This is a genomic window from Kosakonia pseudosacchari (genome assembly GCF_015167415.1).
Classification (GTDB): Bacteria; Pseudomonadota; Gammaproteobacteria; order Enterobacterales; family Enterobacteriaceae; genus Kosakonia; species Kosakonia pseudosacchari.
Map to the genome: position 1 here is coordinate 2,419,535 of NZ_CP063425.1, position 13,053 is coordinate 2,432,587.

General features: G+C 53.4%; 13 protein-coding genes. 2 read left to right on the forward strand and 11 right to left on the reverse strand.

Annotated elements, in window-relative coordinates; all coding sequences use genetic code 11:
- Nucleotides 1-31: 31 nt before the first annotated feature.
- From IP581_RS11340 to IP581_RS11350, 3 genes are all read right to left on the reverse strand, one after another.
- On the reverse strand, nt 32-1,672 hold the full coding sequence (locus IP581_RS11340; RefSeq protein ID WP_407659150.1) for an ABC transporter permease: 1,641 nt from the start codon (nt 1,670-1,672) through the stop codon (nt 32-34).
- A 61-nt stretch (nt 1,673-1,733) separates the two neighbouring features.
- Nucleotides 1,734-2,702 (reverse strand): ABC transporter substrate-binding protein, encoded by a 969-nt coding sequence (locus IP581_RS11345; protein WP_193822591.1) that lies wholly within the window; start codon nt 2,700-2,702, stop codon nt 1,734-1,736.
- Complete coding sequence (locus IP581_RS11350) at nt 2,699-3,400, reverse strand: ABC transporter ATP-binding protein (RefSeq protein WP_193822592.1); 702 nt, start codon at nt 3,398-3,400, stop codon at nt 2,699-2,701. The genes IP581_RS11345 and IP581_RS11350 overlap by 4 nt, the downstream gene beginning before the upstream one ends.
- Nucleotides 3,401-3,636: 236 nt before the next feature.
- Between IP581_RS11350 and IP581_RS11355 the strand changes: the two genes are divergently transcribed.
- Both IP581_RS11355 and IP581_RS11360 read left to right on the forward strand, forming a co-directional pair.
- Nucleotides 3,637-5,415: a sensor domain-containing diguanylate cyclase gene (locus IP581_RS11355; protein ID WP_193822593.1), complete on the forward strand. Its 1,779-nt coding sequence runs from the start codon at nt 3,637-3,639 to the stop codon at nt 5,413-5,415.
- 70 nt (nt 5,416-5,485) lie between these two features.
- Nucleotides 5,486-6,058 carry a flavin reductase family protein gene (locus tag IP581_RS11360; RefSeq protein ID WP_193822594.1) on the forward strand — a complete coding sequence of 191 codons (573 nt, stop codon included), beginning with the start codon at nt 5,486-5,488 and terminating at the stop codon, nt 6,056-6,058.
- 8 nt (nt 6,059-6,066) lie between these two features.
- Here IP581_RS11360 and IP581_RS11365 read toward each other — a convergent pair whose 3' ends face one another.
- From IP581_RS11365 to IP581_RS11400, 8 genes are all read right to left on the reverse strand, one after another.
- Nucleotides 6,067-7,005 (reverse strand): alpha/beta hydrolase, encoded by a 939-nt coding sequence (locus IP581_RS11365; RefSeq protein WP_193822595.1) that lies wholly within the window; start codon nt 7,003-7,005, stop codon nt 6,067-6,069.
- A gap of 123 nt (nt 7,006-7,128) precedes the next feature.
- A complete protein-coding gene (locus tag IP581_RS11370) occupies nt 7,129-8,085 on the reverse strand; it encodes a cyclase family protein (RefSeq protein WP_193822596.1) in 957 nt (318 codons plus the stop codon).
- Nucleotides 8,086-8,387: 302 nt separating this feature from the next.
- Nucleotides 8,388-8,618 carry a tautomerase PptA gene (pptA, locus tag IP581_RS11375; protein WP_016496030.1) on the reverse strand — a complete coding sequence of 77 codons (231 nt, stop codon included), beginning with the start codon at nt 8,616-8,618 and terminating at the stop codon, nt 8,388-8,390.
- A gap of 71 nt (nt 8,619-8,689) precedes the next feature.
- Nucleotides 8,690-9,733: an acyltransferase gene (locus tag IP581_RS11380; protein WP_193822597.1), complete on the reverse strand. Its 1,044-nt coding sequence runs from the start codon at nt 9,731-9,733 to the stop codon at nt 8,690-8,692.
- Between the two features lie 11 nt (nt 9,734-9,744).
- Nucleotides 9,745-10,404 carry an SGNH/GDSL hydrolase family protein gene (locus IP581_RS11385; RefSeq protein WP_228007841.1) on the reverse strand — a complete coding sequence of 220 codons (660 nt, stop codon included), beginning with the start codon at nt 10,402-10,404 and terminating at the stop codon, nt 9,745-9,747.
- Between the two features lie 187 nt (nt 10,405-10,591).
- Nucleotides 10,592-11,212, reverse strand: coding sequence for a glutathione S-transferase family protein (locus IP581_RS11390; RefSeq protein ID WP_193822598.1), 621 nt, complete (start codon nt 11,210-11,212; stop codon nt 10,592-10,594).
- 33 nt (nt 11,213-11,245) lie between these two features.
- Entirely contained in the window at nt 11,246-11,773 is a 528-nt protein-coding gene (locus IP581_RS11395; RefSeq protein WP_193822599.1) for an AAA family ATPase, read from the reverse strand.
- 4 nt (nt 11,774-11,777) lie between these two features.
- Nucleotides 11,778-12,791 (reverse strand): LacI family DNA-binding transcriptional regulator, encoded by a 1,014-nt coding sequence (locus IP581_RS11400; RefSeq protein WP_086868947.1) that lies wholly within the window; start codon nt 12,789-12,791, stop codon nt 11,778-11,780.
- Nucleotides 12,792-13,053: the final 262 nt, after the last annotated feature.

Here is a 13,053-nt window from a genome sequence, read left to right on the forward strand (position 1 = left end):
TTCGCTTCACCGTCGATTTTGTGCCCCCGATTTATCCCTTTGTGCGGCGTTGCATAATCCCGAGCGCGGTGAGCATCAACGCCAGCCCGGTGAGCAGCGTCAGTGTGGCCATCGCCATCCCCTGACCTACCGAGCCTTGCTCGAATTGCCGCCAGATAAATACCGCCACAGTTTGTGTACCCGCCGGTGCCAGCAACAGCGAGGTGACCAGCTCGCGCGAGGCAATGGCGAACACCATTAACATGGAGGCGAGCATCGCCGGGAAAATCAGCGGCAGCACAATCAGCCGCAGCGCCTGAAACGCGCTGGCACCGTGAACCCGCGCGGCAGGCTCCAGGTTTCCGCCGAGCTGGCGCATGGCGCTAGCGATATAACGCACCGGCCACGGCAACAGCAGGCAGCAGTAAGAGAGGAGCAAAATCGCCCAGGTATTGTAGGGTGAAACCGGCCAGAAACTGCGGTTCCACAGCAAAATCAACCCCACGCCTACTACCACGCCGGGTAGCGCGGCAGGCATCAGCGATAGCGCATCAATTACCGTGCGCCCTTTTATCTTTTGCATCACCACCAGCCAGGCGGCGCACAAACCCAGCGCGCCGGTGATCAGCGCTGCGCCGAATGCCAGCGACAAACTGGTGCCCAGCGCGGGCAGCGCGTCACCGCGCTGTTCGAACAGCGCGGCAAAATGTTTCACCGTAAGATTATCCAGCGATACGCCGCCGGAAAGCGTAGAGCTAAAGCCGGTGAGCGCCATCGACAACCCCGGTAGCACCACGGCGAGAAAACCGACCGCCGCCATCACCAGTAGCACCGGTAAGGTAGCAAAACCGAGTTTCGCCCCGACATGTTCTGTCGGTTTCCCGGAGATGCTGGTGACATCTTTATCGCCGGTCAGTTTGCGCTGCAGCCACCATCCGCACAGCACAATGGCGATCAGCGCCACCGACAGTAGCGCCGCGCCTGGCAAATCGATCGGCCAGTCAGACAGTTTCTCTTCGATGCCGACAGTCAGCATCACCACACCGGAACGGGTTCCCAGGGCGGCGGGCACGCCATACTCTTCCACCGCCAGCGTAAACGCCAGCAACATACCTGCCGCCAGCGCCGGGGAAAGTAACGGCAACGTGATGTGACAAAACGCCCGCCACGGCGTGGCGCCATGCACGCGTGCCACCTGCGCCAGACGCTGTCCGCTGGCGAGCAGACTGCGCGATACGGCAAAGTAAACCACCGGGAAGATATTCAGCGTCATCACCAGAATGATGCCGCTCTTGCTGAACAGCAGATTATTAAGATCCAGCCCGGTAAGCTGCATAAGGTAGCCCTGGGTTTGCAACACCAGCATCCACGACAGCGCGGCAATATAGGGCGGGGTTAAGAACGGAATCAAAAACAGCAGATCCCACAGTTTCGGGCACGGTAAATCAAATAACCCGCGCGCGACGCCGAGCGGCAAGCCAATCAGCGCGCTGCAAAGCGCCACCCCGCAGGCGATTTGCAGTGTGCCGCCGAACATGGTGGGCAGTTGCGGCTCGGCCAGCAAGGTGGGGATAGCGGAAAATGCGCCGCCAAACTCGCCCGAACTAAAATGCGGGAACACCGCCTGTAAGAGAATAAACAGAAGTGGCAGCGCGACCAGAATCAGCAGCAGCGCCAGCGTGGCTTGCGCCATTAGTCTTTGGTTCACAACGGGTATCCTGAAAGCGGGGTCGCCCCCGCAAAGATCGAAAGGATTACTGGGCAAAGAGCGCGTTAAAGCGCTTCAGCACGTCACCGCGTTCGCTGGTGCCGCTGCTCTGGGTCGGCAGCACTTTCAGCTCGGTAAACAGGGGACGTTTCGCTTCCACATCTGTTCGGGCAGGCATCAGCCAGGCGTCGGCGACCATTTTCTGCCCTTCCGGCGACAGCACGTAGTCGATAAACGCTTTGGCGTCGTCGGCATGTTGGGTGGTTTTGAGGATCATCATTGGACGCGGCGCGATAACGGTGCCGCTGGCCGGGAAGATCACTTTCAGCGATTCGCCCTGCGCAATATTGCCATACGTCACATAGTCGACCGCGCCAAACACCGCCGCTTTCGCCCCTTGCATCACCGGCGTTACCGCCTGGGCGTTCGGGCCGCTCACCACCATGCCGTTCTTTTTCAGCGCATCAAACAACTGCCAGGCGCGGTCGCCCATGCCATTTTGCAGACCGATCAGCAGATCAAGCGAGGCGCCGGAAAGTGACGGATCCGGCGTGGTCACTTTGTCTTTAAAGTCCGGAGAGGTCAGATCGTTCCACTCTTTCGGCTCCGGGGTGCCGCTCTTGGTGTTCCAGACAATCCCCAGCGCGGAGATGCCCTGCGCCACATAGTCGGCGCTTTTCAATGTCTGCGGGACATTTTCGGCATTGGCGCTGGTAAACGGCAGTAGCCAGCCGCGATGATGCAGATCTTCGGCGGTATCCCACGAGGCCGAAATCAGAATATCGGCCTGCGGATTGGCTTGTTCTGCTTCCAGACGCGCCATCACTTTGCCGGTAGTCGCCTGGAAGATATTGACTTTAACGCCGGTTTTTTGCTCAAAGCCGCTGGCCAGGCTTTTTGCCAGCGAGCCAGGGCCTGAGGTGTAAACAGTCAGCGCGTGCGCGCTGGAGATCATCATGGATGACAGCACCATGGCTAAAGCGACTCCTTTTTTCACGGACAGTAAGGCTTTCATGCAATTTCCCCTGAGGATGAAGTAACGGTTCGTACAGATTCAACGGTCCCGGACGCTAAATGCACTATGCGATCGGCAAGCAACTGTGCTTCGCGGTGGTCATGAGTGACATACACGGCGGTGGTGCCGAGCTGGCGCAGCAGACGCGCCATCTCAAGGCATAAGGATTCGCGCAGCGCGGTGTCGAGATTGGAGAGCGGCTCGTCGAACAACAAGACGCCAGGCTCTGCGACGATGGCGCGTGCCAGTGCGACGCGCTGTTGCTGCCCGCCGGAAAGCCCTGCGGGTTTACGTCCGGCAAAGTCAGCCAGCCCAACCCTTTCCAGCGCCTGCAATACCCGCTGTTCGCGCTCTGCGCGCGGCACATTGCGCATTTTCAGCGGGAAAGCGACGTTTTGCGCGACGCTCATATGCGGCCACAGCGCGTAATCCTGAAATACCATGCCGATGTCGCGTGCTTCCGGTGGCAGCGCCCAGCCTGCTTTCGCCACCAGGCGATCGCCAAACCAGATCTCACCTTCCGCCGGTTCACTCAGACCTGCCAGCAAGCGCAGCAGCGTGCTTTTGCCGCAGCCAGACGGCCCGAGCAGCGCGACAATGCTGCCAGGTTGAATATGTAAATCGATGTGATTAAGAACGGTGTGTGCGCCAAAGGCGTAGGAAACGCCTTGTAAGCGGATAGCGGTGAATGCGTTCATGCACGCCCTCCCGTAACAGAAAGCCGTGATTGACCCGTGGTCTTCATCCGACGGGGCGCATCCACCTGCACAAAAGTCAGGGGAGCAAACATGTTGTTATCCTCTTTGGGATTTGATTGCGGCTGACTATAGGCAGCGAATATGACGAAGAAATGACGTCAATATTGCGCATTGATTTTTAACTGAATGTCTAAACTGAGAAGCATATTCCCGTACTCAAGTCTAAAAGGATCCCCGTGCGCATCGCTACGATCACCAATTTTGCTTATATCGCGACCGTGGTATTAACGCTGACCTCCGGCGTGGCGCTGTTTATGGCGTCGAATGCGGAACGTGCCGAGCGTGACGCCGTGGCGCAAAACCGCGTTTTCGATGAGTTGATAGATGATCTGGAAAGAGAGGCATACGCGTTAACTGAGCTGGCGCGGGAAGCGGTTATCAAAAAGCAGCCGGAAGTGATCCAAAGCTGGAAAACCCGCCAGCAGCAGGATATCGCTCTGGAAAATCATCTGGTTGCCCTGCGTGACCGGGGCGCGTCCGATGAAGAGTTACTGATCCTGCGTGATGGGCTGTCGACACTGGATCAGCTCGAAGATGAGCAGCGCATCGCTATCGCCGATATTGAAGCCGGGAAAACGGATGAGGCGATGACTCTTTTGTACAGCGCAAGCTATGAAGAGCGGCTTTCCGAAACAGAGTACCGTTTCGCCCACTTCCGCAGCCTGGCGGATCAGCGTGTTCAGCGCGCGATAAGTGACGCCACCGACCGCTCTTTACGCTTGCGTACCTTGTCAGAAATCATGGTCGGGCTGACGGCGCTGCTGTTCCTGTTTGTGCTTGGTTTTATTATCAAACACCGCATTTTGCGCCCGGTGGTGACGTTAAGTGATGTGGTCAACCGCCTGGCGACCCAGGATTACAATGTGGAAGCGCCGGTGCTGGCGCAGGTAGATGAAATTGGCGATATGGCGCAGGCCATTCGCATTTTTCGTGAAAACGGCCTGACCCGGCAGCGGCTGGAGCAGGAGCGCGACGCGGAGTGGGCCACGCGTACCTTGCTGGCGCGAATGACGCAGCGGCTTCAGGGGTGTGATTCCCATAGCGCGATTTTTCGTGTGGTCAGCCGCTTTGCGCCACAAATTATCCCGGATATGGGCGGCCGATTGTTTGTACTCAATGCCCGGACAAAGCGCATGAAGTGTGTGGCGCGCTGGGGTTTACCACCGGGCGAAGACGCCCCCTTCCCGGCCGAACATTGCTGGGCACTGAAACGCGGGCAGTTGCATAGCCCCGCCAAAGGTGGCGTTGATATGCCCTGCGAACATATCAAGCCTGAGCTCGCTTCACGCGCGATTTGTGTGCCGTTGAATGCGCAGAATAAAAGCATTGGTTTGCTCACCTTCGATAATTACACGCCGGGCAAAGAGCCGCCCTATATCTACCTGGAACTGCTGGCGGAAACGCTGGCGCTGGCGCTGGCAAACCAGATCCTGCGCGATACCCTCACGGAGCGCGCCATGCACGATTCGTTGACCGGCCTGCTCAACCGCCACAGCCTGGATGAGACGCTGCGCAACATGCTCGACCAGGCGATGGTGGAAGGCACGACGCTGAGCTGTCTGATGGTCGACGTGGATTATTTTAAAAAGCTCAATGACCAGTACGGCCACGACGCGGGTGACAAAGTGCTGCGCGAGCTGTCACGGTTGATCACCGAAACGCTGGATGAAAACAGTGTGGCGTTCCGTTATGGCGGCGAAGAGTTCCTGCTTGTTTTGCCCGGCGCGGATGAGTTGCAGGCGAAAAAAGTGGCCGAGACGTTGCTGCATAATGTCCTGAATCATCACATGCTGTATGAATCACAGGATATTGGCCCGGTGTCGGTTTCCATTGGGCTGGCGACCTGGCCGCGCCACGCGCGCGCGGATAATCTGGTGCGGGCGGCTGACCTTGCGCTCTACCTGGCGAAAGAACAAGGCCGCGGTCAGATTGTGGTGGCCAGGAGTGCCGGATAATGCGCCACGCCTTAATTTTGCCGACAGTTCGGCCATTTAATGGCAGAAACATTTACACAGAGGAACCGCTATGAGCTATTTCCGTCCGGTGGCGTTAGAACATGCCTGCCGCTTGCTAAACCACGGTCCGACCATTCTGATTACCAGCCGCGATGAGCAGATCGACCGACGCAATGTGATGGCGGCCGCGTGGTCGATGCCGGTTGAATTCTCTCCGCCGCGAATTGCAATAGTGGTGGATAAAAGCACCTGGTCGCGGGAGTTGATTGAACACAGTGGTATGTTTGGCATTGTGGTGCCGGGTGTTGCGGCAACCAACTGGAGTTACGCGGTCGGCAGCGTCACCGGGCGCGATGAAGATAAGTTTAATTGCTATGGCATTCCCGCTTTCGCCGGGCCGGTGCTCGGCCTGCCGGTGATCGAAGAGAAGTGCCTGGCGTGGATGGAGTGCCGTTTGCTTCCGCCGACCGCGGCACAGGAAAAGTATGACACGCTGTTTGGCGAAGTGGTTTCCGCCGCCGCCGATGAACGTGCGTTTATCAACGGACGCTGGCACTTTGATGACGATAAACTGAACACCATTCACCACCTTGGCGGCGGCACGTTCGTCACCAGCGGCAAGCGCATTACCGCTGGCGAATAACGACGCATTTACTCAGGCAGCGCCTCGATCCAGTTCATCGCCAGTTCTGGCCACACCGCTGCCGGTAGGTGTTTCACACCGCGCACGCCAAACCCATGCAGCCCGTGGCTGAACAGATGCAATTCAGTGAGCACATGATGCGCGTGCAGCGCGTTGAACATCACCAGCGAGTTGGCAACCGGTACCGAGGGATCATCCACGGCATGCAGCAGAAAAGTCGGTGGGGTTTGCGCGGTAATATTCTGTTCTGGCGAGTAGTGTTTGATCTGCTCCGCAGTTGGCGTTTCACCAATCAGCGCTTTTCGCGAACCGGCGTGGGCAATCGCCTGATCCATTGATATCACCGGGTAACCCAGCACCACAAAATCTGGCCGTGCGTGCTGGTTATCAATGTTGTCCACTGGCGTGTAAACCTTTTCGTCGTAACGCGTTTCCAGACTTGCCGCCACGTGCCCGCCCGCAGAGAAACCCATTACCCCTATTTTTTTCGGGTTGAGATGGCGTAATTCTGCCTGCGCGCGCAAGGTGCGCAAAGCACGCTGTGCATCTGCCAGCGGGGCGTCTGCCCCTTCGGCATGGCCATCTTCCGGCATGCGATAAGTCATGACAAACAAGGTGTAACCGCGCGCATTAAATGGCGCCGCTAAATCACTGCCCTCTTTATCCAGCACCACGCGTTTATAGGAACCACCCGGAATGACCAGAATGGCGGTTCCGTTGGGTTTTTGCGGTGGGTAAACGGTGATTTGCGGCGCACGAACACCAGACACAGCGCGGTCGGGAAGCGCAGGATCTTTACTGCGTTCGGTTAACTGGAAATTGACCGGGCTACTTTTAGCGCCTGGCGCATCGCCCTGCGGCCAGATGGGAAAACGCTCTGGTGCGGCAAATAAAGGCTGCGAAAAAAGGAGCAGCGCGAATGTCAGTGAACTGAGTTTCCGGAACATAATCATCTCCATGTCAAAGAGGCTTATGTAACATTAACCCGCTTAATGAAATTCGAGCCGCTCCACAGAACAATGTTTTACTAAAAATGAAAAACACTTCAGGGTAGCGCTAACAACAAACAACTAATAAATCGCCACAGGGTTGATGTTGACCTGCGTTGAACCGGTGTACAGCGGTTGGCCAAGGACGAACAAGAATTCCCAAACTTGTTTGCCTACCAGTGGACGTGTATCGATCAACTCCAGGTTGTAGATCCCCCTTTTCGCTAACAGATATTGATTGATTGGGAATTCCTCCTTAGTTGCAGGGTTTGGATACACTTCAGACGCCCAGGTGTCACCGCCAAACGCGACGATCTGCTGGTCCGCCAGCCATTTTGCGGCTTCCATGCCAATGCCAGGCTCCTTTTCCAGAAACTGTTTATTGTCTTTACCAACAAGTTCCAGCCATCCGGTATTGAATAAAACGATATCGCCTTTCTTTAAGGTTAGTCCCTGGTTTTTTAATACCGACTGAATATCCTCGACGCTAAATTCGGTGCCGCCGGGAACAATCTTTTGTTTATAAAAAGCGGTCATATCTAACACCACGCCGCGCGTTACCATCGGCGGGACTTTTTCAATGCCTAACTTTTTAACACCATCAATAGTGACAAAATCTGCCGCTTTATTACCGTTGTAATAGATATTATTAATGCCGATATGGCCGATACCGTTTAACTGCGTGCCCACACCGGTCCATGCATTAACCAGTTCGTCATTAAAGGTGAATTTATTCGGGCCAAGCGTTTTCCCATCCTGCTGGCCGGGCTGAATATTATAGAGATGAAAACTTCGGTGGCGAAATGCCGGGAAATTCTTATCAACCGGCACCGCCAGCGATACGACAACGCCTTGTTTTACAAGGTGAACTGCCTGTAAAACCACCTCGGGTGTGAGCAAGTTTGCTGCGCCTATTTCGTCATTCGCACCATAAATTGAGGGATACCAGTTTTGTGATTCCGCTGCGGGTTCTGTGGCTTGCAACGGCAGTGCTGCAAACAGGGGCAATAATAAGATGAAAGAACGAGATGGCTTCATGAATGACGTTCCTTGTTTAATTCGTTGCTGCTGAAATTAATCGAACCAGCGCTTTCCGTGATAATGATATTGCTCTGATTTTTAACCCGAGCGAGATAATAAAAACTCTAGAGTTGTATTTAACATCGCGCAAATATGAATTTTCCGAAAGGGAAAATAATGAAAGAACTGATACGCTTACAATGAGAATTAGCTTGCCGCGTATTATATATTCCGGGCGGTTGTTCGAAACAACATGAGTATCTTTTGTTGTATATTTTGATAAAAAAAAGCCTGCGCAACAGACGCAGGCGACAGGAAATCTACAGTGAATAGCCAGGCTTCTTGATAAGCGTATCGATATGCGGCGCAATGTCGGTGTCCCACACCTGCGCTTTCCAGTCGTCCGGCGTGACTTCATTAAGCGCGACGCTGACCGCGCTATCTTTGCTGTTCAAATGGCGAATAATGACTTCGGCGATATCGCTCGCCAGCGCGGTTTTTTGCTCCTCGGTCAGATCGCGGGGAAAACATTTGATATCAACGTGCGGCATAGCAAACTCCTTGTTTTATAAAGAGAGTGACAGTAGCACAAGTTACTGCGCTTTGCGCCGCATTCAGGTTATCAAAGTGTGACAATTCTGGCCGTTATCTTTGATCTTTTCAGCAGCGCACAGAGGCCGTAAGCAAGGATAAAAGCCACCAGGGAGTAAGCAATGATATAAAGATAGCTATTCACCCCCGGGATAATTCCCAACAGCTTTTCATGAATAAACACGCTGTGTATTTCCACAACAAAGATGTTGTGTACAAGGTAGATCCCTAACACACTGTCACTCACATTGCTCACCCAGCGTGGCAAGGCGTTAATATTCAGGTTAACCACAAATAAAAACAAACCGACCGAGGTGATAAGTAATAGCAAGTTATAAAACTTGCCATAAAAGATGGCGATCCCCGCGCTGGACGAGATGTACGCCAATATTAACAATGCGCTAATTGCCAGTATTAACGTCATAATATGCGCAACGGAGAATGCCCTGAGCGTAGGTTTAACCAGCCCGAGGTAACCGCCAATTAAAAAACAGATCAGTCCTTCAGGTTGAAAAGGAATGAGCAAGTTAAATGCAAATAGCGAAAAATTAAAACTGGCTTCGGTCCATGCATTGATTAATGTCAGGTTGGCGATGATCACCATTAGCATAATAACTTGCAGAATTTCACCCGTGCGCTCTTTCTTAAAAGCATGCCGCATTAAAGGCGTGAATATGTACAGCGGAATAATGGCAAATATAAACCATAATGGCGTTGCTTCTGTGGTGGCTTTGCTGACATTCAGGTAATTAAGAAGATTTATTTCCGGCACGTCGGTAAATCGACTTATCCACCAGGTATCATAGGCGTAATAAAAGAGTAACCAGAAAATCAGTACACCAACGATGCTTTTAATCTTGGCGAAAACATAGTTCGCTTGATTTTCATGTTTGTTATTTAATAAAAAATAACCGCTACAGATAAAAAACAGGGCAACACCCGATAACCCCGCCTGTCTGAAAAAGCACAACACGACATCGCTTTCGTCGCGATTCAAAAAAAACAACGTCACGTGAGCCAGGATGACAAGAAAGATCGCGAGTATCTTCAGGAGGTCGATGGTTGCAATTCTCATGGCCACCTCTCCTACAGCGATAAGATAAAATGTGTAATCTTCGTCGCCAGCCTTTCCATGCCTAATTTTGAAGGATGCAAACCATCGGAAATTACGCCCGTTGTATTACTGGTCATAATGTCCATATTGAGTTCGTTAAAGCCGGAGTTCTTTTGCAGGTCGAGATAAGGGATGGAATATTCCTCACATTTTTCTCTGCTAACGTCACAATAATCGGTCAGGTAATATCCTTTGGCATTTTTTTGCCCGTGACCGCGCGCATGTGAAACAGGCGTCGTAACAACAAACCCTACTCTTGCCAATGGATATTTTTTCGTGACGCCGGTAAGCAGCAGATCCATCGCACCATAAAAGGTCAAGGACGTTTTATCTTGTCTATTCCCTATTTCGGTGCCGCCCTCCGAGCCGAAGTTAAAACCGAAATCATTACCACCGCCCCAGATAGTAATAAGATCAGGATTTTCACCCATGGTTTTATATCGTAAACAGATGGCTGAATTATCGTGCTCATTTTTTTGTGCGATACAGGTTCCACCAATACCGTAGTTTGTCCATCTCGCCAGCCCTAAATTCTCTGCGACGATGGGTTGATACCATCCTCGTTCTGTTATGCTGTCGCCAAGCGTAAACCAGGAACCACCTTTCAAATACGAATGAATATATTCCATCATTTTCACCCTGTTAAATTACTCGTCCGATTTTGCTGTATAACTGCGATATTGCGTCAACGACGAAAATGCGCCAAATGTTGTCTCATATAAACGGGGCGATTTCAAATTATTTTTCTCGCCCCAGATTTATATAGCGTTTCAACTTATGCGAGATACTAAGAATATTAAAATAATCCGAAATAACCGCTTAACGGATAATTTCATTATTTCGCAGCACGGTTTGTAATTGCGGTAACTGGCATACCGCATCCGCGATGGCGGTAATATTTGGCGTATTATCGGCAAACCATGCATGACGCGGCCCCCATGTGCGCATGACGCAAAGATAAATATCCAATAGCGTCAGTTGTTGGCCAAACGCGTAAGGTGTCGCCTGCAATTGCGTATCGAGCCACAGATAGAGCGATTTACGATACTTCTGGCAATTTTCCACCAGTTGCTCCGGCGCATCCGCCGCCCAGCGTTCCGGGTAATCGGCGTAAGTAAAAGTGGGATAGACATTCGCGACAAGCCACACCAGCAACCGCCAGAACTGCTGGCGTTGCGCGGTGCCTGCGGCTGGCGCTAAATCCGGACGCTGGTCGAGGATCATCAATGCCACGGCGGCGGATTCCGTCATCACGCTGCCATCGTCCAGTTGCAGGGTTGGCACCTGGCACAGCGGGTTTAACTTTCGCAGGGTATCTTGCTGGGGGCCAGGTTTGTCGAAGCCATCAACATTGACGAAGTGATAAGGGATCTCCGCCAGCGTCAACATCACTTCGCTGATGGCCGAACCCCAGCCGGGAACACCATAAACCGTAATCATAAGGGCTCCGTATGTTCAGGATGAGCCTTAAGCTTAGGTCAGACTGGCGAGAAATTCGTCGACTTGTTGCGGCGTGGTAAGGCGGACAAAGCGCAAATGCTGATAACGCGGATCGGCCATATCCCGCGCATAACGTTCGCGGTTTTTGCGCCAGGTCTTTAACGACCAGAGAATGATCGACTCGCGGCTTAAAAAAACTCGACGCAGGCTTTCGCGATTGCCGGTTCCCGGCCATAACTCCTGTTTGCTTCTGGCGCGTGTGATGGCGCGAAGCGTCACCTGGCGCAATGTGCGCCAGAATCCGAAATCGACCCACACCACCAGATCCACATGCCGCCATTTAATGTCGCGGCTGCGGTTATAGTTGCCATCAAGCACCCAGCCGGGTTGTTCGAGCAATTTCTCCAGGCGCGAGTACAACTCTTCATCCGGCGTCCCCTGCCAGTTGGGACGCCAGTAAAGCAGATCCATTTCGATATAAGGCACATTGAGCTGGCTGGCCAGACGTTTCGCCAGCGTCGATTTTCCGCTGCCGCTGGTGCCGATAACGTTAATTCTCATGAGATCACGCAGATTCCCGTTCAATAAAGTGAAAACCAATATCCACGATCTCCTCCCCGGAACGTGTTCCTTCGATTCGCTCCATCAGCAGGGTTGCCGCGCGCTGGCCAATAATTTGCCTGTCGACGCTCACCGTCGTGATGGCGGGATTATTCCCGGCGGCGAAATCGAGATCGCCAAAACCAATGACCGCCACATCCTGCGGTACGCGCAGGCCACGCGCCTGCGCTTCAACAATGGCCCCCTGCGCCAGCGTGTCGGAGCTGCAAACAATCACGTCGGACTCACCCAGCGCCAGCAGCTGCGACAACCCTTCGCGCCCTGAGGTAAACCGTGCCGGCAGTGCCACATCCACGCTGAGCGGGTCGGTAATGCCATGACGCCCCAGCACTTCACACAGCCCGGCTTTGCGCTGCATGGCGCGTTTATCCACTGTCCACAACAATCCGGGACGGCGATAGCCTTTGCGCAGCAGGTATTCTGCGGTAGCCTGGCCTACTTTTTCATGCGAAAAACCGACCAGCATATCCAGCGGGGTGGGCGTTAAATCCCAGATTTCCACTACCGGCACACTGGCATTGAGGATCACTTTTTTCAAATCGGTTGAGTGGTGAATACCGGTCAGCACAATGCCATCCGGGCGGCGCGATAACAGCGCAGCGACCAGCTCCGCTTCGGTTTGCTGGGTATAACCGGCGACGCACAGCAGCATGTGGTAACCGCGCACGGCCAGTTCATCACTGATGGCCTGAATCGTATCGACAAACATATTGTTGTTAATCTGCGGTACGACCACAGCAATCAATTTGCTGCGCCGCGACGCCAGGCCACCGGCCAGCGCGTTCGGGATATAGCCTGTTGCTTTAACGGCGGCGAGCACCTTTTCCACCGTTTTCGGGCGCACCAGTTGCGGCGTGTTAAGCGCCCGACTTACGGTCATTGAGGAAAGCCCCGCAGAACGGGCAACATCTTCCAGCGTGGGCGCGCGCGGTGGCACAGGACGGGCGGTTTTCGACATGTTCACTCACAGAGAACCAGACGGTCATTGGCGATGATTAGTTTGCGTTTTTGTATTATACCGTTTTCTCCTTTCATTGCCTGTCAGTCCTCATAAATCAGCGAGTTAACTCGCATATTTCCTGACTAATGTTATCGCTATCATAATTGAGGGTGAAATGCCCTTATACCTATAAAAATGTGATTAACGTGGCAATAAATACTCTTTTAAGCGCCGGGTTTGTGATCGATTGTACAAAATCCCCTCCTTTTACTGGCGATTA

Bases quoted from the DNA above. Each gene is read 5' to 3' on its own strand.
- pptA (WP_016496030.1), bottom strand. From the start codon at position 8,618: ATGCCGCACGTTGATATCAAATGTTTTCCCCGCGATCTGACCGAGGAG.
- IP581_RS11390 (WP_193822598.1), bottom strand. From the start codon at position 11,212: ATGATTACGGTTTATGGTGTTCCCGGCTGGGGTTCGGCCATCAGCGAA.
- IP581_RS11360 (WP_193822594.1), top strand. From the start codon at position 5,486: ATGAGCTATTTCCGTCCGGTGGCGTTAGAACATGCCTGCCGCTTGCTA.
- IP581_RS11385 (WP_228007841.1), bottom strand. From the start codon at position 10,404: ATGATGGAATATATTCATTCGTATTTGAAAGGTGGTTCCTGGTTTACG.
- IP581_RS11370 (WP_193822596.1), bottom strand. From the start codon at position 8,085: ATGAAGCCATCTCGTTCTTTCATCTTATTATTGCCCCTGTTTGCAGCA.
- IP581_RS11400 (WP_086868947.1), bottom strand. From the start codon at position 12,791: ATGTCGAAAACCGCCCGTCCTGTGCCACCGCGCGCGCCCACGCTGGAA.
- IP581_RS11340 (WP_407659150.1), bottom strand. From the start codon at position 1,672: ATGGCGCAAGCCACGCTGGCGCTGCTGCTGATTCTGGTCGCGCTGCCA.
- IP581_RS11350 (WP_193822592.1), bottom strand. From the start codon at position 3,400: ATGAACGCATTCACCGCTATCCGCTTACAAGGCGTTTCCTACGCCTTT.
- IP581_RS11345 (WP_193822591.1), bottom strand. From the start codon at position 2,702: ATGAAAGCCTTACTGTCCGTGAAAAAAGGAGTCGCTTTAGCCATGGTG.
- IP581_RS11380 (WP_193822597.1), bottom strand. From the start codon at position 9,733: ATGAGAATTGCAACCATCGACCTCCTGAAGATACTCGCGATCTTTCTT.
- IP581_RS11395 (WP_193822599.1), bottom strand. From the start codon at position 11,773: ATGAGAATTAACGTTATCGGCACCAGCGGCAGCGGAAAATCGACGCTG.
- IP581_RS11365 (WP_193822595.1), bottom strand. From the start codon at position 7,005: ATGTTCCGGAAACTCAGTTCACTGACATTCGCGCTGCTCCTTTTTTCG.